The sequence below is a fragment of the Sphingobium sp. BYY-5 genome, from assembly GCF_022758885.1.
Lineage (GTDB): Bacteria > Pseudomonadota > Alphaproteobacteria > Sphingomonadales > Sphingomonadaceae > Sphingobium.
Genome location: NZ_JALEBH010000001.1, coordinates 2,963,554 through 2,986,757, shown reverse-complemented (window position 1 = coordinate 2,986,757; position 23,204 = coordinate 2,963,554). Strand labels below are relative to the sequence as shown.

The 23,204-nt window shown below is 60.5% G+C and carries 21 protein-coding genes; 11 read left to right on the top strand and 10 right to left on the bottom strand.

The features are described 5' to 3' along the window. Nucleotides 1–78 precede the first annotated feature (78 nt). Both serA and MOK15_RS14335 read right to left on the bottom strand, forming a co-directional pair. Nucleotides 79–1,659 carry a phosphoglycerate dehydrogenase gene (serA, locus tag MOK15_RS14340; RefSeq protein WP_242932231.1) on the bottom strand — a complete coding sequence of 527 codons (1,581 nt, stop codon included), beginning with the start codon at nt 1,657–1,659 and terminating at the stop codon, nt 79–81. 125 nt (nt 1,660–1,784) lie between these two features. Next, nucleotides 1,785–2,957, bottom strand: coding sequence for a phosphoserine transaminase (locus MOK15_RS14335; RefSeq protein WP_242932230.1), 1,173 nt, complete (start codon nt 2,955–2,957; stop codon nt 1,785–1,787). 175 nt (nt 2,958–3,132) lie between these two features. Between MOK15_RS14335 and MOK15_RS14330 the strand changes: the two genes are divergently transcribed. The 5 genes from MOK15_RS14330 (at nt 3,133) to MOK15_RS14310 (ending at nt 7,227) form a co-directional block, all read left to right on the top strand. Then, complete coding sequence (locus MOK15_RS14330; RefSeq protein ID WP_242932229.1) at nt 3,133–3,798, top strand: extensin family protein; 666 nt, start codon at nt 3,133–3,135, stop codon at nt 3,796–3,798. A gap of 145 nt (nt 3,799–3,943) precedes the next feature. Continuing rightward, complete coding sequence (locus tag MOK15_RS14325; RefSeq protein ID WP_242932228.1) at nt 3,944–4,819, top strand: LOG family protein; 876 nt, start codon at nt 3,944–3,946, stop codon at nt 4,817–4,819. A 74-nt stretch (nt 4,820–4,893) separates the two neighbouring features. Continuing rightward, nucleotides 4,894–5,565, top strand: a complete 672-nt coding sequence (locus MOK15_RS14320) for a pyrimidine 5'-nucleotidase (RefSeq protein WP_242932227.1) — start codon at nt 4,894–4,896, stop codon at nt 5,563–5,565. Next, entirely contained in the window at nt 5,562–6,404 is an 843-nt protein-coding gene (gene dapD, locus MOK15_RS14315; RefSeq protein ID WP_242932226.1) for a 2,3,4,5-tetrahydropyridine-2,6-dicarboxylate N-succinyltransferase, read from the top strand. Before MOK15_RS14320 ends, dapD begins: the two co-directional genes overlap by 4 nt. 109 nt (nt 6,405–6,513) lie before the next feature. Next, the gene (locus MOK15_RS14310; protein WP_242932225.1) at nt 6,514–7,227 is read left to right on the top strand and encodes a response regulator transcription factor; all 714 of its coding nucleotides are present in this window, start codon (nt 6,514–6,516) and stop codon (nt 7,225–7,227) included. Between the two features lie 255 nt (nt 7,228–7,482). Here the strand turns inward: MOK15_RS14310 and MOK15_RS14305 are convergent, their stop codons facing one another. Further along, nucleotides 7,483–8,649: a glycerophosphodiester phosphodiesterase gene (locus tag MOK15_RS14305; RefSeq protein WP_242932224.1), complete on the bottom strand. Its 1,167-nt coding sequence runs from the start codon at nt 8,647–8,649 to the stop codon at nt 7,483–7,485. Then, nucleotides 8,619–11,078, bottom strand: coding sequence for a TonB-dependent receptor (locus MOK15_RS14300; protein WP_242932223.1), 2,460 nt, complete (start codon nt 11,076–11,078; stop codon nt 8,619–8,621). Before MOK15_RS14300 ends, MOK15_RS14305 begins: the two co-directional genes overlap by 31 nt. Before the next feature lie 413 nt (nt 11,079–11,491). Here MOK15_RS14300 and MOK15_RS14295 point away from each other — a divergent pair, with 413 nt between their 5' ends. After that, entirely contained in the window at nt 11,492–12,571 is a 1,080-nt protein-coding gene (locus tag MOK15_RS14295; RefSeq protein ID WP_242932222.1) for an alpha/beta hydrolase-fold protein, read from the top strand. Between the two features lie 135 nt (nt 12,572–12,706). On the opposite strand, the gene MOK15_RS14290 is transcribed toward MOK15_RS14295, so the two are convergent. The 3 genes from MOK15_RS14290 to MOK15_RS14280 all read right to left on the bottom strand — a co-directional run bounded on the left by MOK15_RS14290 (nt 12,707) and on the right by MOK15_RS14280 (nt 14,525). Next, nucleotides 12,707–12,922: an AlpA family transcriptional regulator gene (locus MOK15_RS14290; protein WP_242932735.1), complete on the bottom strand. Its 216-nt coding sequence runs from the start codon at nt 12,920–12,922 to the stop codon at nt 12,707–12,709. 133 nt (nt 12,923–13,055) lie between these two features. Then, entirely contained in the window at nt 13,056–13,739 is a 684-nt protein-coding gene (locus MOK15_RS14285) for a MerR family transcriptional regulator (RefSeq protein ID WP_242931826.1), read from the bottom strand. A gap of 324 nt (nt 13,740–14,063) precedes the next feature. Continuing rightward, entirely contained in the window at nt 14,064–14,525 is a 462-nt protein-coding gene (locus MOK15_RS14280; protein WP_242931827.1) for a S24 family peptidase, read from the bottom strand. Between the two features lie 122 nt (nt 14,526–14,647). On the opposite strand from MOK15_RS14280, the gene MOK15_RS14275 reads away from it, so the two are divergent. The 4 genes from MOK15_RS14275 to MOK15_RS14260 all read left to right on the top strand — a co-directional run bounded on the left by MOK15_RS14275 (nt 14,648) and on the right by MOK15_RS14260 (nt 19,517). Continuing rightward, nucleotides 14,648–14,803, top strand: a complete 156-nt coding sequence (locus MOK15_RS14275; protein WP_242931828.1) for a hypothetical protein — start codon at nt 14,648–14,650, stop codon at nt 14,801–14,803. A gap of 310 nt (nt 14,804–15,113) precedes the next feature. Next, the gene (locus tag MOK15_RS14270) at nt 15,114–15,632 is read left to right on the top strand and encodes a hypothetical protein (RefSeq protein WP_242932221.1); all 519 of its coding nucleotides are present in this window, start codon (nt 15,114–15,116) and stop codon (nt 15,630–15,632) included. Nucleotides 15,633–16,409: 777 nt separating this feature from the next. Continuing rightward, nucleotides 16,410–19,334, top strand: a complete 2,925-nt coding sequence (locus MOK15_RS14265) for a TonB-dependent receptor (protein WP_242932220.1) — start codon at nt 16,410–16,412, stop codon at nt 19,332–19,334. A 30-nt stretch (nt 19,335–19,364) separates the two neighbouring features. Continuing rightward, nucleotides 19,365–19,517: a hypothetical protein gene (locus tag MOK15_RS14260; protein WP_242932219.1), complete on the top strand. Its 153-nt coding sequence runs from the start codon at nt 19,365–19,367 to the stop codon at nt 19,515–19,517. A gap of 17 nt (nt 19,518–19,534) precedes the next feature. Here MOK15_RS14260 and MOK15_RS14255 read toward each other — a convergent pair whose 3' ends face one another. Next, a complete protein-coding gene (locus tag MOK15_RS14255) occupies nt 19,535–20,554 on the bottom strand; it encodes an IS481 family transposase (RefSeq protein WP_242932218.1) in 1,020 nt (339 codons plus the stop codon). Nucleotides 20,555–20,758: 204 nt separating this feature from the next. On the opposite strand from MOK15_RS14255, the gene MOK15_RS14250 reads away from it, so the two are divergent. Beyond that, nucleotides 20,759–22,399, top strand: coding sequence for a hypothetical protein (locus MOK15_RS14250; RefSeq protein WP_242932217.1), 1,641 nt, complete (start codon nt 20,759–20,761; stop codon nt 22,397–22,399). A 34-nt stretch (nt 22,400–22,433) separates the two neighbouring features. Here MOK15_RS14250 and MOK15_RS14245 read toward each other — a convergent pair whose 3' ends face one another. Together MOK15_RS14245 and vsr are read right to left on the bottom strand one after the other, a co-directional pair. After that, nucleotides 22,434–22,676 carry a hypothetical protein gene (locus MOK15_RS14245; RefSeq protein ID WP_242932216.1) on the bottom strand — a complete coding sequence of 81 codons (243 nt, stop codon included), beginning with the start codon at nt 22,674–22,676 and terminating at the stop codon, nt 22,434–22,436. Nucleotides 22,677–22,709: 33 nt separating this feature from the next. Next, nucleotides 22,710–23,159, bottom strand: a complete 450-nt coding sequence (gene vsr, locus MOK15_RS14240; protein WP_242932215.1) for a DNA mismatch endonuclease Vsr — start codon at nt 23,157–23,159, stop codon at nt 22,710–22,712. Nucleotides 23,160–23,204: the final 45 nt, after the last annotated feature.

The following is a 23,204-nucleotide window of genomic DNA, read 5'->3' as shown; positions in this document are numbered from 1 at the left end:
TTTTGGCCAGTCCTCCACATCCATTCGGTTCGAGCCTTTCGACAGGCTGGAACCGAACGAACGTATTCAGGGAGCCGGTTAAGCGAAGCGCAGCAGCTTCACCTGCTTCACGCCCGCAAGCTGACCCACATCGTCGCTGAGCGCGTGCGTCACGGTGCCATCTACCGACAGCAGCAGCACGGCTTCACCGCCCTGGTCGCGACGGCCAAGGTGGAAGGTGCCGATATTGACCTGCGCCTCGCCCAGGGTCGAACCCAGGCGACCGATGAAGCCCGGTGCGTCCTGGTTGACGATATAGAGCATGGTGCCGCCGAGATCGGCCTCCACCTTGATGCCGAACAGTTCGACCAGACGCGGCTGGGCATGGCCGAACAACGTGCCTGCCACCGACTTGTCGCCATTGGCGGTGGTGACGGTGACGCGCACCAGCGTCTGGTAATCGCCTTCCCGATCATGACGAACTTCACGCACATCGAGACCGCGTTCTTTCGCCAGGAAGGGCGCGTTGACCATGTTCACCGTGTCCGAATAGACGCGCATCAGGCCCGCCAGAACGGCGGCGGTGATCGGCTTCTGGTTGAGTTCGGCGGCATGACCCTCGACCTCGACCGCCACACCGGTGATCTGGTCGCCTTCCAACTGTCCGACCAGGCTGCCCAGCTTTTCCGCCAGCGCCATATAGGGCTTGAGCTTCGGGGCTTCCTCGGCCGACAGCGACGGCACGTTGAGGGCATTGGTGATGCCGCCATCAAGCAGATAATCGGAAAGCTGGTCGGCGACCTGGAGCGCCACATTGACCTGCGCCTCGTCGGTCGACGCGCCCAGATGCGGGGTGCAGATGAAGTTGGGGGTGCCGAACAGCGGCGATTCTTTCGCCGGTTCCTGCACGAACACGTCGAGCGCAGCGCCAGCGACATGACCCGAATCCAGCGCTTCCTTGAGCGCGGCTTCGTCGATCAGGCCACCGCGCGCGCAGTTGATGATGCGCACGCCCTTCTTGGTCTTGGCGAGATTTTCCTTCGACAGGATGTTGCGGGTCTGATCGGTCAGCGGCGTGTGCAGCGTGATGAAGTCGGCCTTCGCCAGCAGCGTGTCGAGGTCCGCCTTCTCCACGCCCATTTCAACGGCGCGTTCCGGGGTCAGGAAGGGATCGAAGGCAACGACCTTCATCTTGAGCCCCAGCGCGCGGGCAGCGACGATAGAGCCGATATTGCCTGCACCGATCAGGCCCAGCGTCTTGCCGGTGACTTCGACGCCCATGAAGCCGTTCTTGGGCCACAGGCCCTGCTGCGTCTGAGCATTGGCTTCGGGCAGCTGACGGGCCAGCGCGAACATCAGCGCGATGGCATGTTCGGCGGTGGTGATCGAGTTGCCGAACGGCGTGTTCATGACGATCACGCCCTTGGCGCTGGCATAGGGAATGTCGACATTGTCGACGCCGATGCCGGCGCGGCCGATGACCTTGAGGTTGGTGGCGGCGTCGAGGATCGCCTTCGTCACCTTGGTCGAGCTGCGGATGGCGAGGCCGTCATAATCGCCGATGATGGCGATCAGTTCCTCAGGGGTCTTGCCGGTGATTTCGTCGACCTCGACGCCCCGCTCACGGAAGATCGCGGCGGCGCGGGGGTCCATCTTGTCGGAAATAAGGACTTTGGGCATCTGGGATTCCTTTGGAAATTAAGTCCGTCATCCTGACGAAAGTCAGGATCCAGAACGGCCAAGCTCAGCCTTCTGAAACTCTGGATTCCGGCATTCGCCGGAATGACGGTGAAAACAGGGTGGGTTCAGGCAGCCTTGGTCTGGGCATAGGCCCAGTCGAGCCAGCCCCCGAGCGCCTCGATGTCGGCAGTCTCGACCGTCGCGCCGCACCAGATGCGCAGGCCCGCCGGGGCGTCGCGATAGCCCGCAATGTCATAGGCGGCGCCTTCCTTTTCGAGGAGGGCGGCAAAGGCCTTGATGAAGGCTTCGTCGGCGCCCTCGACGGTCAGGCAGACACTGGTCTTCGACCGCGACGCTTCATCGGTGGCGAGATGCCCCAGCCAGTCACGCTCCGCGACGATCTTGTCCAGCGCAGCGGCATTGGCGTCCGAACGGGCGATCAGACCCTGGAGGCCGCCCAGCGACTTGCCCCATTCGAGGGCGAAGATCGCATCCTCGACCGCCAGCATCGACGGCGTGTTGATCGTTTCGCCCTTGAACACGCCTTCGGCCAGCTTGCCCTTCGCCATCAAGCGGAAGACCTTGGGCAGCGGCCAGGCAGGCGTGTGGGTTTCAAGCCGTTCGACCGCGCGCGGGCCGAGGATCAGCACGCCATGGCCGCCCTCGCCGCCCAGCACCTTCTGCCAGGAGAAGGTGGCGACGTCGATCTTGGCCCAGTCGATGTCATAGGCGAAGACCGCGCTGGTGGCGTCGGCGAAGGTCAGGCCTTCACGGTCGGCCGGAATCCAGTCGGCATTGGGCACGCGCACGCCCGACGTGGTGCCGTTCCAGGTGAACAGCACGTCGTTCGAGAAATCGACCGTGCCGAGGTCTGGAAGCTGGCCGTAATCGGCGCGGATCACCGTGGGATCGAGCTTCAACTGCTTGGCGGCGTCCGTCACCCAGCCTTCGCCGAAGCTTTCCCAAGCCAGCGTCGTCACCGGACGGGCGCCGAGCATGGTCCACATCGCCATTTCGAAGGCGCCAGTGTCGGAACCAGGCACGATGCCGATGCGGTGGGTTTCGGGCAGGTTCAGCAGCTCGCGCATCAGGTCGATGCTGTAGGCGAGGCGGGTCTTGCCGATCTTGGCGCGGTGCGAGCGGCCGAGCGAGTCCGTGCTCAGCTTGTCGGCGCTCCAGCCCGGAGGCTTTGCGCAGGGACCGGAAGAGAAATAGGGGCGTTCAGGGGTTTGAGCCGGACGGATGGCGAGCTTTTCAGCAGGCGCAATGGTGGCGTCAACGGCAGTCAGATCAGTCATGTCATGCTTCTCCTTACAGAGAGCTGCGCGGCGTTGGGGCCGCGTGGCCCGTCGGCCGCCCTAAAGGGATCGAACAAAGAGTCAAGCCGAATGTCGAAACGCGACGAACCGTTAACGTTGTTAACCCACAGCAGGATTTCCGGTGGTAAACATTTGATTCATGGAAGAGCGGGCGATGGGCAAGCTGCGCGGTGCGGCCTGGGCCGTGCTACTCGCAGGCACGATGACGTTGACGGCATGTGGCGGTGACCTGGTGCCGCGTGGCAAGGTGGCGCGCGCGTCCAAGCCCGTTCGCGCTCCGGTACAGCCCGCCCTCGAAACGCGGCAATGTTTCGCCAAGCTGCAATCCCAGGCCATCGCCTTCACCCCCCTGCCCGACCAGAATTTCGGCGGTGGTTGCAGCGCGATCGGCAGCGTGAAGCTGCTCGACATCGGCGTGCCCGCCACCAACCTGGGCGCGATGACCTGTAATCTTGCCGCCAATTTCGCCGCCTGGGCGCGCTATGGCGCGCAACCCGCCGCGCGCCTGATCCTGGGCGCGGAGATTGCGAAGATCGAAACGTTCGGCACCTATAATTGCCGGCCGATCGCGGGCAGCGGCAAGCTTTCCGAACATGCGCACAGCAATGCGATCGACGTGTCCGCCTTCGTCCTGTCCGACGGGCGGCGGATCAGCATCCAGAAAGACTGGAATGGCGACAAGCAGACGCGCCAGTTCCTGAGCGTCGTCCATGCCAGCGCCTGCAAGCGCTTCAAGACCGTGCTCAGCCCCGACTATAATGCCGCGCATCACGACCATTTCCATTTCGACATGGGCGGCAAGGGCGGCTTCTGCCGCTGAACATGAACGAAATGCCCCTCCCCGTTGGGATCGAGCCTGTCGAAGCCTGTTTCTTGCGGATTTGATGGGAATCATCCCGATTGATCCGCCGCATTTGTGGCGATCCGGACTTGGCATTGTCACCTTCCCCTCTTAAATCGTGGAGATGACGAAAAAAGAAATTGAAGAACGCAAATTCCGCCCGGCCCGCGAAGAGGCCGACGACGCCAAGAAGCAGCTTGGCACTCCCCAGACGCAAAGCGCCGCCTACCGGCTGGCCTATCAGGACACCGAATTCCTGCTGCGCGAGGATCTGCGCCCCGTCCGCTTTCAATTGGAACTGCTCAAGCCCCAGTTGCTGATGGACGAGGCGAATATCGAATCGACCTTCGTCTTCTACGGCTCCGCCCGCATTCCCGAACCCGACCAGGTGCTGGCGCGGATCGACGCCGCGACCACCCCCGAACAACGGCGGGTCGCCGAGCAACTGGGCAGGAAGGCCTATTATTATGAGGAAGCGCGCAAGCTCGCGCGCATCGCCGCCCAATATCCCGTGAACGCGGCAGGATCTCGCCATTTCGTCGTCTGCTCAGGCGGTGGCCCCTCGATCATGGAAGCGGCCAATCGCGGCGCGGACGATGTGGGGCAGACCACGATCGGCATGAACATCGTCCTGCCGCACGAGCAGGCGCCCAACCGTTTCGTGACGCCGGAGCTGAGCTTCCAGTTCCACTATTTTGCGCTGCGCAAGATGCACTTCCTGCTCCGCGCCCGCGCGCTGGCGGTGTTCCCCGGCGGCTTCGGCACCTTCGACGAGATGTTCGAGCTGCTGACGCTGATCCAGACCGGCAAAATGAGGCCGATCCCGATCCTGCTATATGGCAAGGAATTCTGGAGCCGCGTGATCGATTTCGAGGCGCTGGCCGACGAAGGCGTGATTTCGCCGAACGACCTCAACCTGCTCACCTGGGTCGAAACGGCCGAGGAAGGCTGGGCGGCGGTGCAGAATTTCTATCAGGACAGCGAAACGCCGGGCGGCTGATCCATTCCTCCCCAAGCCTGCCTTGGGGAGGAACTGGTCTTGCCCTTCCCTCCATGCCGCTCTAGGGCGCGGCCATGCGCGCGGATGTGGCCCATGTCGACACCTGGATCTTCGATCTGGACAATACGCTCTATCCGGCGAAGGCGGACCTGTTCGCCCTGATCGACGTGAAGATGGGCGAATATATCCAGGCGCTGCTCGGTTGCGACCCGGTGATCGCACGCCAGACCCAGAAGCGTTACTTCATGGAGCATGGCACGACCCTGTCGGGACTGATGCATCATCATGGCATCGAGCCGCACACGTTCCTCGACTATGTCCATGACATCTCGATGGACCGGCTGGAGGTCGATCTCGATCTCAACGCCCATATCGCCGCGCTGCCGGGCCGCTGCCTGATCTTCACCAATGGCGACGGCGCCTATGCCGGCCGCGTGCTGGACCGGCTGGGACTGACCGGCGCGTTCGAACTGATCCACGATATCCGTGCCTGCCAATATGTGCCCAAGCCCAACCCGTCGGGCTATGCGGAGTTATGCCGCGTTCACAGCGTCGATCCGACCCGCGCCGCCTTCTTCGAGGATATGGCCCGTAACCTGAAGCCCGCAAAGGCGATCGGCATGACCACCATCTGGGTCAACAATGGATCGGAAGCGGGCAATCATGACCATCATCCCGATTTCATCGATTTCGAAACCGACCATCTGACGCCATTCCTGGCCGACATTCTGGGGACAAGACCATGAGCCAAGAGCTGATCGCCACTATCGACGCCGCCTGGGAAGACCGGGCCAATGTCAACCTATCGACCCAGGGCGACATCCGCCAGGCGGTCGACAAGGCGCTCGCCCTGCTCGATCAGGGCGAGGCGCGTGTCGCCGAACCCGGCGCGAACGGCGACTGGACCGTCAACCAGTGGCTCAAGAAGGCGGTGCTCCTGTCCTTCCGCCTCAACGACAATGGCATGATCGACAATGGTCCGGGCGCCGGCCACTGGTGGGACAAGGTGCCGAGCAAGTTCGCCGGCTGGGACGAAGCCGCATTCCGCGCCGCCGGCTTCCGCGCGGTGCCGGGCAGCTTCGCCCGCGCCGGCGCGCATATCGCCCGGAACGTCATCCTGATGCCCAGCTTCGTCAATATCGGCGCCTTCGTCGATGAAGGCACAATGGTCGACACCTGGGTCACGGTGGGCAGCTGCGCCCAGATCGGCAAGAATGTCCATCTGTCGGGCGGCGTCGGCATCGGCGGCGTGCTGGAGCCGTTGCAGGCCGATCCGGTCATCATCGAGGATGACTGTTTCATCGGCGCGCGCTCCGAAGTCGTGGAAGGCGTGCGGATCGGCAAGGGGTCGGTGCTGTCGATGGGCGTCTTCATCGGCCAGTCGACCAAGATTATCGACCGCGCCACCGGCGAAATCTTCGTCGGCGAAGTGCCGCCTTACTCGGTCGTCGTCCCCGGATCGCTGCCCGGCAAGCCGCTGCCCGACGGCACGCCCGGTCCCAGCCTCTATTGCGCCGTGATCGTCAAGCGCGTCGACGCGCAGACCCGATCCAAGACCGGCATCAACGAATTGCTGCGCGACTGATCCTGGCGCGGGGACGATACAGATATGCACCGTCCCCGCCTGTCGGCTTTGTTGCGGGCGCCGCATCGATCGGGGACGGTTGTCCGCTGGCGGCAGCGTCATTCCGACGATGATCGATCCACACAGACGCTTGCTCATCGTCGATGACGATGCTCCGCTGACGGCCCATCTGGCCGATCTGTTCGCCCGCTATGGCTTTGTCACCGATGGCGCGGCCACGGTTGACGCGATGCGGATCATGCTGGCGCAGAAGGACTATGCACTGGTGGTGCTCGATCCGCTGGTGCAGGCCGATAATGGCGGTGCATTGCTGTGCGAACTGGTCATGGAACGCCGGTTGCCGGTAATCCTGCATTCGACCGCCTGCACCGAAGCGACCATGATCGCCGCGCTGGAAATGGGGGCTGAGGATTGCCTGAGCAAGCCCGCCAACCCCCGCGAACTGCTGGCCCGCATCCGGACGGCCTTGCGCGGCCGGACTCCGGCACCGGCGAACCATGCGCCGGCCAATGCGGCGTGCTTTGCCGGATGGCGCGTCGATCTGCAGACCGGTCAGTTGTTTGATCCCACCGGGACTTCCATATTGCTGTCGGATGGCGAGTTTCAGTTGCTGCGCGTCTTTATCGAACATCCACGCCAGGTCCTCGACCGGTCGCGGTTGCTCGACCAGGTCCATGGCGGGATGAGCGATCATTTCGACCGGTCGATTGACGTTCAGCTCTGCCGCCTGCGCCGCAAGCTCGCCGCCTCCGGTCTCAAGGGGCCGATCATCCGCACCATCCGCAACGAAGGCTATATGTTCGTCCATGCGGTGAGTAGCTGAGCATCTGTTCAAGCGTCGTGCCCGTCCTCCGGGCCGTTCGGACCCTATCCATCCGAAGGATAATTCCGGCCGGAATGCGAAAAGATGCACCGGCCTTCATTGAACATTCATCAGCCAGCCCTATATCGGGATTTGTCACTCCTTCCCCCCTTTGGAGTGACACCTCCCTGAACCTTGGCCCCGCCATAGAGCTTGCTCTGGCGGGGCTACTTTTATCACCCGACGATGAGAGGATCGCACCGGATCGCGACCGGTCTAGGTTGCCGCGTCGATTGCCTGTCGACCCAGGCCAGGATCATCGGTGAAGAAGGCGTCGATACCGGTGGCGAGATAACGCCGTATCTCCGCGATGCTACCGACTTCGTTGCGAACGGCATCGCCCTTGTCGTCGCGGAAATCGGCCGCCAGGAAATGATTTTCGGGGCGGAAGGTCCAGACGCCGACCAACAGCCCGACCTTGTGCGCGGCATCGACCAGGCCCGTTGGCGCCGCGAGCCGGCCATCCGATCCCAGGGGAATTATCATTCGCACCGGCGGGGCCAGATATTGGGCATAGTGCGAGATTTCGGCCAAGCCGCCCGGCCCGATCAGATCGCCATATGTGCGCTTGATACCCTGCGCGGCGAAATCGGGAGGCGGCTGGGTCGGATCCCCGATCAATTGCATCAACTGGACATTGGACGCGATCTTCGGACGCAACGCCTTCAGGTTGCCAACCTCGAAGGACTGGATAATCAGCGGCGCGCGGGACAGATAGGCGCTCTTCCCGATGCAATCGAGCAGGCGTTGTTCCTGGGGCAGGCCGATGCCGGCGAAATAGGTGCCATGTTTGATTTCCGGGATCAGGCCGATGGTGCGGCCGCGCGCGGCAGCCTCCGCCGCCACGAAATCAGCGACCTCTTCCAGCGAGACGATCTGGAACTGGCCATCATAGCTCTGGCTTTCGGGACGCATCGCACCCAGCCTTTCCCTGGCGCGCAGGGTCTTCAACTCGGCGAAGGTGAAATCTTCGGTGAACCAACCGGTCTGCTGGTCGCCGTCGATCGTCTTGCTGGTCTTGCGCGCCGCGAATTCGGGACGCGTGGCGACGTCGGTGGTTTCGGCGATGTTATTCTCATGCCGCACCACCAGCACGCCATCCTTCGTCACCACCAGATCCGGCTCGACAAAGTCTGCGCCGTCCTCGATCGCCTTGGCATAGGCGCCCAAAGTATGTTCCGGGCGTAGGGCCGAACAGCCGCGATGCGCGATCAGCAGCGGACGCTTGCGGGCAGGAGCGGCGATTGCCGCCGCCCCCGTTGCCACAGTCGCACCCAACAGCGCCAGCCTGGCGCCGCCATGGAGCAGGCCTCGCCGGGTAAAGGGCGCGGCATCCTTCCACAATTCCGGCATCAGAAGATCGCCGACAGCGTAACGAACCACTGGCGCGGCGCGATCGGATAGACATTGTAGTTGTTCGTGTTGGCGCTCGCCTGGACAGTCGATGCGCCCTTTTCATCGAACAGGTTGGTGACGTTCAGGCTGATCTCCGCCTTCTGCAGCCCGACCAACTGCGCCGGCAGGCGATAACCGATGCGCGCGCTGCCCAGGAAGTAGGATTTGACCGAAGCGTCGTTGGTGAAGGTCGTAAAGCGGCGGCCGACATAGTCGCCGATGAACTGCGCGTCGAAATCGCCGATGGTCAACGTCGCCACCGTCTTGTTCATCCATTTGGGGCTGACCGGGATCTGCTTGCCGCCGGTCGGCACCACGCCGCCCACCGTCGCGATCCCGCCGATGCGCGTGTCGGTGGCCTGGCCCGTCACCGTGCTATAGTCGCTGTCGTAGATGGAGTTGTTGTAGGACAGCGCATTGTAGAGCGAGAACAGCTTGCCAAAGCGCAGCGTGAGCGCGGCGTCCACGCCATCGGTCTTTACGTCACCGACGTTGAACACAGCCGGCGTGCCGCCCGAAATGCCGCCGCCGCCGATGCCACCGATCGCGCCCGCCGGCGTGATGCCCAGCAGGCGGTCGCTGAAATCGACATGATAATAGTTCACCTGCGCGTCGATGCCGGTCAGGAATCCAGTGTCGATCGTGCGGCTGGTACGGAAGCCGATTTCATAGGTCCAGGCGCTTTCGGGGCGACCGTTATTTTTCAGATTGTCGAACGCCGACTGGCTGCCGCTGCTCCAGGGCGTGACGCCGCCACCGCCATAGGGCTGGAACTGGCGCATGTTCTTCTGGACGTTGACATAAAGCTGTTCGTGATCGGTCACATTCCATTTCGCGCCGATCGCGGGCAGGAACCAGCGCTTGGTGTTGATCTCACCCTCCGGCAGGGCGCTCGACGATCCGGGCAGCGATCCGATGATCGGCTGGATCGGGAAGGTGCCGCTGGCGAACTGAAGGCTGGACTTGAAGCCGCCCTGGATCAACAGGCTCGGCGTTACCTGCCAGGCGTCCTGCACATGGAATTGCAGCACATTGGTACGCATTTCGCTGCCATATTGGGTGAACATCGGGTCGTGGGGCGGCAGGTTATAGGGGTTGTAGTCGTCCGGCCGGGTGACATCCAGCGCGTACCAGTTACGATAGGCGGCCGAGCTGTTATATTCGTACCAGACGCCCGCCTGAAGCGTATGGTTGCCCAGCGTCGCGTCGAGCGTGGAGATCGCGCCGCCGCGATCGATGCGATATTCGGTGGTGCGGATCGCATAGCCCGAATTGCCGGTCGCCCGCTTCAGGTTCTGCCCGGGGAAATAGAGCGAGAAGAGGTTCGGCAAACCCGCGACCGTGATCGGCCCGGCGACGATGCCGGCACCGTCATTATGGTGATAATAGGCCTGGGTCGACCAGTCGACGGCGTCGGACAGATGCGCCTGATATTTGATATAGCCCAGATAATCGGTGCGGATCGCCGCGCTGTAGAAGTTGCGGTAATTCTGCGCTTCCGCCGCAGGCACGTTGCCGTTCGCGTCCAGATAGTCGATCGCCGCGTTGAAATCGGGATAGAAGAAGGGGCGCGTATAGGGCTGATAGGCCTGCGCCGCATTGGTCGGCGTCTTGAAGACGGTGGTCGCGTCCTCGTTCGGCTCCTGCTTGTCCGAATAGGCGAAATAGGCGGTCAGCTTGCCGTTGCTGTCATCATGAACGAACTTGGCGTTGGCCTGCCAACCTTTCTGCTTGCCCCGGAAATCCCAGGCGCGGGCGCTCTGGCGCAGCACCGACACATAACCGCTATTGCCATTGCCAAAGGTGCCGCTGTCCAGCCGCAGGAAGGTGCGCGACGTGTTGTAGCTGCCGACCGTCTGGTTGATCTGCGCGCCCATTTGGTCGCGCGGGTCGCTGGAGAAATTCTCGATCGCGCCGCCCAGGTTGCTGGTGGACGCGATGCCCAGTTCCGCTGCACCGGTGGCCACGACCACGCTGCCGACATTTTCGGAAATGATCGCGCGCTGCGGCGACAAACCGTTGAAATTACCATAGCTCTGGTCACCCAACGGCACACCGTCCAGCGTATGGCCCAATTGCTGCGCACTGAAACCGTGGATGAAGAGCGAGGCGTTCTGCTCGTTGTTACCCCATGGATCGGCGGTGACATACATGACGCCGGGCAGCGTCTGGATCGCCTTGAAGGGCGCAACGCCGGGCAGGATCTTCTGGATTTCCGTGGTGGTGATGGCGGTCGCCGAGCGGGTCGCCTTCACACCGGTCACGATGATCTCGGAATGACCGCTGGCGGGCGCGGCCGACTGGGCTGCGGACGCCTCATCCGCAGGCGCCTGGGCGAAGGCCGGCGCAGCAACAAGCAGCGACAATAAAGCAGCGCCGGCAAGAAGCCGGCCCCGCGAGGACGGGTGAGCGATCATCTGTGATTCCCCTAAATGACATGCTGAGCTGCACGTTCGCGCAGACGCTTAGGAGAAGAGAGTGACAGTTTATTGGCGCCGCTCAGGCAGTAGCGTTACGAATGTATGAAACAATGATGACAGCGCATCCTGGCCTCAAGGATGGGATGTCGCGGACGAAATATCATTTAATTTTATGCGCTTGGACGATTGGTATGAGGTGAAGGAGACAATCGCCCCGCCATGAGTATCCTCGACCTTCCTCCAGAGATTTCCCTGACAGGGCCGCACGCACATGGAGGCAATGCATGTCGGGAAACATGCCCCCTTGTCCACTCTTGCGCGAGGACGGCCAAAAGCCTTCATATGCGTCGGCAGCGCCTCGTTCAGATTGGCCCAGGCGCCACATGGCAACCGGGAAGGAGCGGATCGATATGCGAAAACTGCTGCTGGCAATCCTATTGCTGATCTCGACCTTGGCGGGGGCGTCTGCAATCGCCGCGCCGAAGAGCGGGCGGGTGATCTCCGCGCAGATTCATTCGGCCGCTTTCTCAGAGAGCCGGATAGGCATTTCGCCTGTCCGCAAGATGGGCATCTATCTTCCTGCCGGCTATGCTGATCACGCCAGACGTTTTCCGGTCATCTATTTCCTTTCGAGCTTCTTCGAGGATGAGACCGCACCCTTTGCAAACCACGAAGCGGCGACCTTGTTCGACGAGGCAATCAGGAAAAAGGTCATCGGTGACGTAATCGTCGTGACCGCAGATTTCACCACACCCGCTGGCGGATCCTGGTTCGTCAATTCTCCCGTGACGGGGAATTGGGAGGATTTCATGGTTCGCGAGCTGGTGCCGTATATCGACGCCAATTACCGGACGCTCGCCCAACGTGATTCCAGGGGTGTCGCCGGTGATCGTATGGGCGGATATGGCGCGATCCGTTTCGGGATGCGCTATCCTGAGATTTTCGGTTCTGTCTATGCGCTTCACCCTATAGGAATCGGCCAGGGCGTGCAGACCATGTTCTCACGACCGAATTGGACCCTTCTGGCCAACGCCCGATCGATGGACGATCTGCGTGTCGACGGATTCTCACAAATCTTCACATCGATCTTTCAGGCACACCTTCCCGCTCCTGATCGGCCGCCGCTCTTCTTCGCCCGCCCGGCGAGTATGACAGGAGGTCGGCTAGACGTGGACGCTGCCCTGACGCAGCGGTTGCAGGACAGCTTCTTCCTCGACCGCCAGGTCGGCCGCTATGCGAAGAATCTCCAGCGCCTGCGTGCTCTCAAATTCGATTGGGCGCGAGGCGACGCCAACCCCGATCACATCGTTTCACTTCAGGCGTTCACGCGAACGCTCGACGAATATGGAATATCCTATGAGGCTGAGGAATATCGCGGCGGCTGGGGTGAACGACACTGGGGCAAGCAGGGCAGGGTCTATTCCGACATGCTGCCCTTCTTTCGCGAATATCTGGAATTTCAGGGTCAAGATCCGTCGACAGACAGGTAAGTATGAATCACGCGACTATAGCGAGGGGTCGGCTGGCGGAGCGGGAGGGATACATTAATATCAACATAGTGAACTGAAATATCATGATATTCTTTTTGCCTTAGACAGCCGATGCCCCCAAGGATGCCCCCGATCTCAGCGGTCATTGGCACCTCCCGCGATGCAGTTGGCAATCCACGCTTCGACGTCGGATTCGAGCCATCCAACGGCCCGCTGGCTCAACTGATGCGGCCGCGGGAACTCTGAGCTCTGGATCTTGCGGTATATGGTCGCTCGGCTCAGCCCCGTCCTTGCCTTGACCGCAGGCAGCCGAAGGATCGCCATGGGGGCACGCCCACCGAAAACGTACATCTCGCGTGCGGGCTGTTGTTCATCTGCTTGTATGATATGGGGGGTCTTAGCCATATGTTCCTCCAGGATCGATTGTGGTGAGGGTCGGGACGATGTTGACGCATCCCCCGACCCGCTTCGTTTATGGTGTCTGCTAACGCATCCAGATCGGCCTGATGATGCGCGACAGATTGATCATGATGTAGCTCCGCATATGCTCCGGCCGAATGGATGCCAGCCCCAGATCTTCAGGAATTGCGATCAGTTCGTTGCCGGCATGGGTAAAGAGCCATCGCGTGTCGAAGTTGTCGAAAATGGCCGGGGTGAACAAATCGAGGTAAAGGGCAAAAGCCAGCTCGGCCTCTTCATCAAACCAGGGTTCGATTTCGAAAGCCTTCGGATAGATTTTGCCCTGACTTTCCAGCCAATCCTCGAAACAGCTGAATGCAGTACCGGGGTTCTCTGTACCGGGGACAACAGATGCCCGAACCGGATAGCGGGCTCGCGCCCGGCGCACGGATGCGGCTTGGAACAGAACCTCCTCGGTGATGTCAGGATGCTGGGAGCAAAATGCCAAAACGCTCCAGAGCAGTTGCGCGACCTGCTTGAGCCCGGCGGTCTGGACACCATAAAGCCCCAGTTCTTTCAACAGGGCAGCGATGTGGATCGCCTCGAAGCCGAAGCGCCGGTATTTGCCCTTGCCCAGACCTTCACTTTCGGCCGCGACCAGCAGGCCCTCCTTGGTCCAGTAGGCAAGCAGTTCACGATCCACCCCCGTGGCTTCAGCAATCTGCTGCCGGGTGTAACGTCCGTCGGTGTTGAAGAGGATAGAAACCATGCCCCTGCGTAGAAGCGAATTTCCTACATGAAAAGGGAAATAATCCCTTTGTTTGAATTATTCTGAATCAATAGCTTAAGTAATAGACACCCCGTCCTTTCCTCTCGAACCAGGGCGGAGCAACCGATGCGGTCAATGACGGATAGATTGCTCCTGAGGGCAAAAGGCGAGCACAGCCGCTTCAGCACGCGCGAGTTCAGCTGCGATATCGTCGCGAATCCTGATGGCCACAGCGCAACGAACCTCACAAAGGACACAGCCGCGCGAACAGCCTGGTGTTTCGCGATATGCCGTCGTACGGTCGGTTCCAATCATCCCCGCCTCTCAGGCCCGTTCGGGTCGAAAGCCGATATTCATGATGCCGACCACCTTGCCGATGATCTTGCGCTGAAAACAGGCCGCACGCTCACCATCGGCGGCATAGGGACCGTCAGACCACCCGCCTGTGCGACCCATTCTGATCCACGCCTGGCGCTCTTTTAGAGACCGCGGCCGGTGATAACTATGGACCCACCAAACCGCTCCGGCATGACCATCGCGAAGCGACAATTCCATGATCGCTCGTCTGCCCGATGACTCCCAGCGGATAAGGAACAGTTCGCCCGACATCGGGTTACGATCCTCTGTATCCACCGCAACCCATTCGCCTTCGTGCAGATGTGGTTCGCAGCTGTCGTCCTCAATCGGGAAGGCGATGCAGCTGTCCGGCAGCCGGTCATAGACGATGTAGGAACGCAGCCCTTCTTGCATCGCAAGAGGGCGTGGCGGTATGTCGGCAAAAGCCATGATCGTTCTCCATAAACGAATGTGGTCAGGCCCGGGTCGATGTTGGTAGCATCGATCCGGGCTGCATAGATGTAATTACATGCACTATTGATTGAGGTCAACAATGTAATTACATTGTTGACATGACCCGGGACAAGAACCACCCATTCCAGATGCGCGTCTCAGCCGAGTGGCTCGCGATCATTGATGATTGGCGCCGCAAGCAACAGGATATTCCATCCCGTGCAGAGGCTATCCGTCAGCTGGTGAACAAAGGTCTGGAAGCTGATAAGGCCTGACTACGTCTGCTGGAACGATCGGGCTTGGGATTTTGCGTTCGGTCAGCTTCGAAGAAGCATCATCAAGATAACGGACATTCCAGGCGAGAACGCCATGGCCGCTTTGCGCGATGAGCGACCATTGCTGTGGCTCAGCTTCTCTTCTCGGAAGCGGTCATTCGTTCACGTTTGACTGGTCTGACGGGGGATGGAAAAGCTGCCGGTCATCCGCCGACCATTTTGGGCCCCTTTCTACTCTTGCGTCCCCGCCTGAAAGCAGACACGATTCTCGCCGAATGCCAGATGTGAAATACCCCAATAAGGTCACCTCATGATATCATTGTTGAAATGGATACCGAGGAGAAGGGTGTTAGTTGGGATTTTCGGATTGACAGTGCTGGTCGATGGCCTGTTGGTGGCATATTGGATCCGACCTCCTTTGGTGACTGTCGAAGCCGATTTTACCATAGGAGCGCAGCACGTATCATCGACCACTGCGCTGCAACAGCTGCCTACATTCGATCGATTGCGAGATCGCTGGATGATCGGCAATCGAGAAGTCAAGGACGTCCGCCGATACCTGATGGACCCAGACCCGCAGCGTATTGAACGAGGCAGCTTAGGTTCTTTCTTTCCTATGCGCCTTCCCGATGGCGGAGGATTAGAAACGCTACGTCGCGCCGTTAATCAATTGGCTACATCTGGGATATGTCAGATTGCGATTTTCGATATCCAGAGCCGGCTGGAAAGCATGGCAACCATTCTAAGGGTTCGGCGATATCGGAATCAGGCTGGAAAATGGGAAACTTGCGAGGACACCGTAAATCCTACCCCGTATGTAGTAGATTGAGTTCTGTGGATTCGATGTCCGCTTTTGTCGCCATTTGCTCAGGATTGGACAGTCCGCAAACCACCCATCCTGGCAATTTAGCCGGGTGGAAGGTGTAGCGAGTCGCGCCAATGCTGTCTGTCCGGTTTATGTCCGCATCAAATTTGATGGTAGAACGGCGAGAAGGGGTGGTTTGCGGACGGTCGGGTTTTTCCATCCTCCCCTGTAAGGGGAGGTGGCTGGCCGCAGGCCAGACGGAGGGGTGTCACCCTATCGATAGCGGGACACCCCTCCACCACTTCGTGGTCCCCCTCCCCTTACAGGGGAGGATTTTACATCCGCAACTGGTCGCCTGATGCCGGGCAGCTATCCAACCCGATTTCGGAATGTCGGCTTACTGGGCGGTAGGAGTGAATGACTGTCCGTCCGCTTCCAGCATGGACATCGATTTCAAGGGGGAGTGAGTTCCCGGTCGCCCATCGACCATTTATGGTCATTTACCCTTATGTATGACGCACTCGATTACGAACAATACCGATAATAAGATTGCTCATTCTGGAACGGATGAATGAGGCGATGCATATCGCCGAGGCGCAAACGGAGGCGATCGGCGAATAGGAAAATGCAGCGGCGATAAAGAAAAGGGGGCATATTTCCTATGTTGCCCTGATGTTACAGGTCGCAATAAAAGCGCTACCTTTTCGACGCGACTATCGAAGTTTCATTGACTTGGCATGGCCGGCCGGGATTTTTTGCCGTGTTACGCCCCATGAGGGCGGCGAAAAACTGGGGATTAGCATGTTCATACGCACAAATGTTGCGCGGGCGCTTTTGGCCGCTAGCGCGCTTTCGACCATCTGGGCCGCGCCGCTCATGGCGCAGGACGCGAGTACGGCCGACGACAGTGATGCAATCATCGTGACCGGCAGCCGCATCCAGCGCAGCGATTACAACATCGCCAATCCGCTAGTAACGGTGAGCGCGGAAACGTTGGAGCAGGCGGGTAATATCCAGATTATCGATACGCTGCGCCAAAACCCGGCGCTGATCTCGTCCTTCGGCGGCGCGCAGACCTCCGGTTCCAATGCCAGCTTCGGCGCTGTGGGTGTGCAGTTGCTGAACCTGCGCGGCTTAGGCGAGAACCGCACTTTGACGCTGGTCAATGGCCGCCGCCATGTGGCGAGCCTGTCGGGCACGGCCGCCGTCGACGTCAACACGATCCCCGAAGACCTGATCGAGGGCGTGGATATTCTGACCGGCGGCGCATCGGCCATCTATGGAGCGGATGGCGTGTCCGGCGTGGTCAATTTCCGTCTGAAGCGTAATTTCGAGGGCATCAAGGCCAGTGGCCAGATCGGCATTTCCAGCCGCGGGGATTCGGGCCAGCGCTATGGATCGCTGACCTATGGCAAGAATTTCAGTGACGGCCGCGGCAACATTGCGCTGTCTTACGAATTTCGCGAGCAGGACCGGCTGAGCAGCTTTGATCGCAAGCGGACCGGCAATCCGCTCTATACCTATGGCATCGTGCGCAATCCGGCAGATTTCCCGGATGATCCCAATGTGCCCGATCGCCTGCCGTTCAACAATCTGCGCTATGCGGACAGCTCGCTGGGCGGCGCGATCGACGTGGATTTCGACGGCATCCCCGACTTCACGGGCGAGGGCGGCGTTTATGACCGCGGCACGCTGCTGCCCTCGTCGGGCGGCCTGACCCAGGGCGGCGACAGCACGCCGCTGGCCGGTTATCAGGGCGACCTGCAGGCCTATAACCGCGTGCATAACATCAACCTGCTGTCGCATTATGATTTCAGTGACGCGGTGAAATTCTTCTTCGAAGCCAAATATGTGAAGAACAAGACCAGCACGGTGTCGCAGCCGTCGTTCGACTTCTTCACCTCTTTGTCGCCGGACAATGCCTATCTGCAGGACCGGTTCGGCGCACTGGCGCCGGATGGCGCGCTGGTGTCGCGCGACAATTTCGACATGGGCGTGCGTGGCGAGAAGAATGACCGCGAAACCATGCGCTTTGTCGGCGGTTTCGAGGGCGCGATTTCCGACCATGCCCATTATGAACTGTCCTACACCTTCGGCCAGACCAAGTCGAAGGTGCTGCTGACCGACTATCGCATCGCCGATCGTTACTGGGCGGCGATCGATGCGGTGCGCGATCCGGCGACGGGCAATATCGTCTGTCGTTCCGATCTGGACCCGACCGGCAACATCAACCCGGACAATTTTGACGGGCCGGCCACCACCTTCACGCCCGGTTCCGGCAGCGGATGCCGGCCGATCAACCTGCTGGGCAATGGTTCGCCCAGCCAGACGGCGCTCGACTGGGTCAATGCCGACATCATGAACCGCGCCAAGATCCAGCAGCATGTCGTGTCCGGATCGATCTCCGGCGATTTTGGGCAGTTTTTCGAACTGCCGGGCGGCCCGATCGGCTTTGCGATCGGCGGCGAATATCGCAAGGAAAAGAGCAGTTTCGTTCCCGACGACCTGTTGCAGCAGGGGGCACTGGCCGACTTTTCGCTGCAGTTGCCGGAATCGGGCAGTTTCGACGTGAAGGAAGTGTTCGGCGAATTGTCGGTGCCGGTGCTGAAGGAAGTGCCCTTCGCCTATGCCCTGAACTTCGGCGCGGCGGTCCGCCTGTCGGATTATTCGACCATCGGCAAGACCACGACCTGGAAGGTCGACGCCACCTATGCGCCGATCAAGGACATCAGCTTCCGTGGAACCTGGTCCGAAGCGGTGCGCGCGCCCAACATCACGGAACTGTTCGCGCCCCGCAATGGCAGCTATGACTTCATCAGCGATCCGTGCGACCCGGTCTTCATCAACGAAGGCACGCAATATCGTGCGGCCAATTGCCAGGCGGCGCTGACGGCGGCGGGCCTGACGCCCGGACAGATTGCCGCCTTCAATCCGGAGAATGATCCGACGGCGACGGTCAGCCTGCCCGGCTTTACCGGCGGCAACCGCAACCTGCAGGAGGAAACGGCGCGGACCTGGACGGCCGGTGTCGTGCTGCGTCCCAGCTTCATTCCCGGTCTGATCGCATCCTTCGACTGGTATGACATCAAGCTGAAGAATGCGGTCAACACCGCGACCGCCGAGGAAGTGGCTGAACTCTGCGTCGACCAGCCGACGCTGGACAATGTCTTCTGTGGCAATATCACCCGTGCATCGGGCACCGGCTATATCGACAGCTGGTATGTCCAGCCGCAGAATGTGGCCAATTTCCGTACCGCCGGCGCGGACTTCAAGCTGAATTACGGCTTTGACACGGCGAAGGCCGGATCGTTCGCGATCTCGCTGGTTGGCGGTTATCTCGACAAGCTGGAATTCATCCCGACCCCCGGCGCCACGGTCGATGTGGATCGGGAGGAATCCTATTATCCCAAGTGGAACGCGACCGGGGACATCACCTGGAAGCTGGACAAGCTGACCGTCAACTATGGCGTCAGCTGGTTCAGCAAGACCCGCCGCTACACGATCGAGCAGCTGGCGGCGAACCCCGATCTGTCGGAAGACAAGTATAAGTGGTACAAGGAAAAGTGGCAGCACGACATCTATGTCGCCTATGACATTGATGAGAAGTTCCGCCTCTATGTCGGTGCCAACAACCTGTTCGATCAGCAGCCCTCGATCGCATCGACAAACTATCCGATCAGCTATGTCGGCCGCTACATGTATGCCGGGGCGAAGATCACGATGTAATACTGGTCGGAGCTACGGTAGGCTCTGTAGATGAATGAAGAAGGAAGGGCGGATTTTTCCGCCCTTTTCTTTGCGGATGTTTCTGACGGTTCCTTTTTCGCCTATTTTTCCCCATATTTCCAGCTGTGGGCCGTGTCCTATGCGATTGCAAAGGAATCCGCCTGGTACACATCGATGCGGTGAACGGCGATCAGGGGTGGTTAGGGGGCGGTCGGTTTCCCGTCAGGATTAGATGTTTGGTCCGGGATTTGGTGGGTCGGGTCTGACGTAAATCGGTGTGGCTCTTTGAGCCAGGCTTTGCAAATGGCTTCATACGGGGTGAGACCTTTGAGGGTCTTGAGCCTACGACCGAAGTTGTAGGCGGCGACGAAGTCGCCAAGATGCTGCCTGAGTTGGTCGTGCGTATCGTAGTGGTAGCGTTTGACTGTCGCCTCTTTGATGGTGCGGTTCATCCTTTCAACCTGCCCATTGGTCCAGGGGTGGCGAGGTTTGGTTAGCCGGTGATCGATGTCGTTCTGGGCGCAGGCGAGGGCGAAGGAGTGGCAGCGGAACCGCTCACCGTTCGTGATGGCGAGCTTGACCTCTTCGACAGCGGATCCCGGGTACTTCGGATCGGTGAAGTGGATGCCATTGTCGGTGAGGACAGTGCGCACCTTGTACGGCACGGCGGCGATGAGATGCCGGAGGAAATCGGCAGCGACCCTAGTGGTGGCCCTTTCGTGCAGCTCGACGAAGGCGAACTTCGATGTGCGGTCGATTGCAACCAGGAGGTAGAGCCTGCCCTCTTCGGTGCGAACCTCGGCGATGTCGATGTGGAAGTAGCCGATCGGATAGCTTTTGAACTTGCGCTTGTTGGGCGCATCGCCCTCGATCGTGGGCAGTTGGGAGATGCCGTGACGCTGCAGACAGCGATGCAACGACGAGCGCGTCAGGTGAGGAATCGTGGCCTGCAGGGCGTACAAGCAGTCGTCGAGTGGCAACAGCGTGTGCCGGCGGAAGGCGACGATGACGGCTTCGTCCTCAACCGACAGAACCGTCGATCGCGCGACCTTGGGGCCGGTCGGCAGGTCGGCCGTGGAGGTGCGCCGCTTCCATTTGGCGACGGTCTTCTGGTTGATGCCGTGTCGCCGGGCCAGCGCCCTCAGGCTCTCTTGACTATGTTGTATCGCTCGACGGACTGCCTCAGTCGTCGTGGCGCACCCGTGGAGTATCTGGCCCATAGCGCTTCCTTCCAGCTGGTGGTGAATAATGCACCATCAAAGCCTGGGATCAAACATCTAATTACAGCACTTCAATCACCGCCGAATTTATCGTTCGATGACATAAGTCGCTTGGGCAGATAAGAGCCATCATCCGACCGTATTCCTATTTTATCTGAACGGATATTAAGTAGGCTGCTAAATGCAAAGGAATCCGACTGGTCGATGTTGGCCGAGAAGCTACTAATTCAGCAGCGCGACCGATACGTTGCGGCTGTCTCCGCGAGCTGGCTTGGCCGCGAACGCGAGCTCCTGATATCGTTGGTCCGTGCTCTCGACGTCGCTGCCTATACCAATCGATACGCAAGGCGGCCGGAAACGACGGACGCCTGGCTCAGGCTACGCGGCGCAGCTACGGCCCTTCGTCCACTGCTCGAAGCCGTGCACGGCATGCCGGGAGGCATCCCATGGTTTCCTAGCAACCCTAATCTTTCTGCCGCATTCGACAACCATCTCCTGAATTGTGGGCGCTTCGCAGTGGCGATCCGTTGGGCAGCGATGGAGCGCTACGGAATTGCGACTGCGAAGGTTCTGGCGAGCGACAGGATCGCCATCGAGTTCGTGGCCAACGATGAAGAGATGGCCGAGGTGGCCTTGGGGCACGCGGCCAAGGATCGTGCGCGGGAGGATGCCCGGGCGCTTTTTCCGAACCTCTCCGGCGAACTACCCGAAGTTCGGCGTAGGCTGAGGCGATACGGAAAGGCAGCGATGGGATGGTTCATCGGCTACGATAACGACGAATTCCTGGTGGGCCACTATCGTTCGCAGGCCAGCATAGAGGCGGCTGGAATAGTCGAAGCCGAGGCGTTGCCGCCGGCCGGCATCATCGGCGGTCGGCCATTTGGCGAATGGACCGAGGCTTCGACCGCCGCCCTCGGCACTGTCCTCCACCATATCGACGCTGTCGGCATGCTGCATCGACGCAAGCCGAAGCTCGACATGCGAAACCTCATGACCGTCTATGCGCGACGAGACGACGTCGTCGATGTGCTCGAAGAGCGGGGCAACGACGCGGCACGCGCGCGCCAGCTGATGGAAGGGCTGACGCTCGACGCCGATGGAGCCGCCTACAGTGAGGCACGGCACGAGATCCCGCTGCCCTACTATATCGATGCCGGCGAGCATTTCGTGCTGCTGCCGATGTTCGGCGGGTTTATAAATCCCCATGCTGGCCTGCTCGAGCATTTGCGCCGCAACTATCGGCGCGATTGGGACAGCATCGTCGACGGTCGCGAGGATATATTTCGCAGGGAGCTTCGGCAGCTCCTGCCGGAACCGCGATACATGTTGCTCGAAACCGGCCTCAAGCTGCGTCGCAAGGACGGTTCGACGCTAACCGATGCCGATGCGGTCGTACTCGACCGCGACACCGGCGACGTCGTGTTTGTCCAGCTTAAGTGGTACGATGTTTATGGGTTCAGCCTTGCCGAGCGTGGCAGCCGCCGAGACAATCTGCTGACCAAGGGCAACGAATGGGTCGCGAAGGTCCATGCCTGGATCGACGGACGTACCTCGGCGGAGATCGCCAAGGCCTATGGGTGGGGCGAGGCCGGCGACGCTGTGCCTCGCTTGCTGGTGATGGCCAGGCATTCCAGTCGATTTGCCGGCGAGAGGCGATATGACGATCGCGCTTCGTGGACGAGTTGGCATGCCTTGACCGAAGCGGTGCGCGACCCCGCTTGCGAGGGCTTCGTTGCCGCGATGTCGCGACCGCCACACTGCGCTTTCAGCCAAGGCAATACCGATGGCGTTTCGGTCTTCAACCTTCCGGGGATCACCGTCGAGGCGCGAACGGCGCGCGTATGAACGTCGGGCCGTAGCGGCGCTAGTGGAGCCGAACCTATTCGTTGAGGTCCGTGATCTCATCGACCATTGCGGCCCATGTCGCCTGTGTGACCTCGCTTGCTCTCGTTTCTTCGGCATCCGGGATGGCGGAGGTGCCATGCGACAGTGCAACGTCGCCTATCTCGCTGATGCCCCGCAATGCTGTCCTTGCCTTCTCGATTGAGATGGTCCCTCGCGTTTTGATGTCGGGCGCGGCTTCCCACGCGTTCCAGGCCATCGGGTCAATTTCCCGGGCCATGAGTTCGAGTTCCCAGCCAATGGTTTTGCTCTCCTATCCGTCACCTTCGCTCGCGGTTCCGGACTCGGGCTGGCGGGCATTGCTACGTGCTCCCAGTGCGGATTCCAGGGCTTCGGCAACGTGATCGATGTCTCGGGTCTCGCATTCCCAGACGATGATGACCTGCCATCCCATCGCTTCGAGTTCGGAGGCATTGCGGTGATCCCTTAGGACATTCCCGTCAAACTTGGCTTGCCAGAAGTCTGGTCTGGTCCTGGGAACGGTTGCGACCTTGCATCCCGCATGCCGGTGCCAGAAGCAGCCGTGGACGAAGATAGCGGCACGATACTTGGGCAACACGATATCTGGCTTGCCTGGAAGGCGGCCAACGTGAATGCGGAAGCGATACCCGAGCCGATGGAGCAAGCGGCGAACCGCGATTTCGGGCTTGGTATCCCGCGAGCGGAAGCGCGCCATCAGGCGACGCTTCGCTTCGGGTTCCATGCTCGACTCCGGCATCGTAGCTGCTATGGCTTTGCTGGGAGGGAG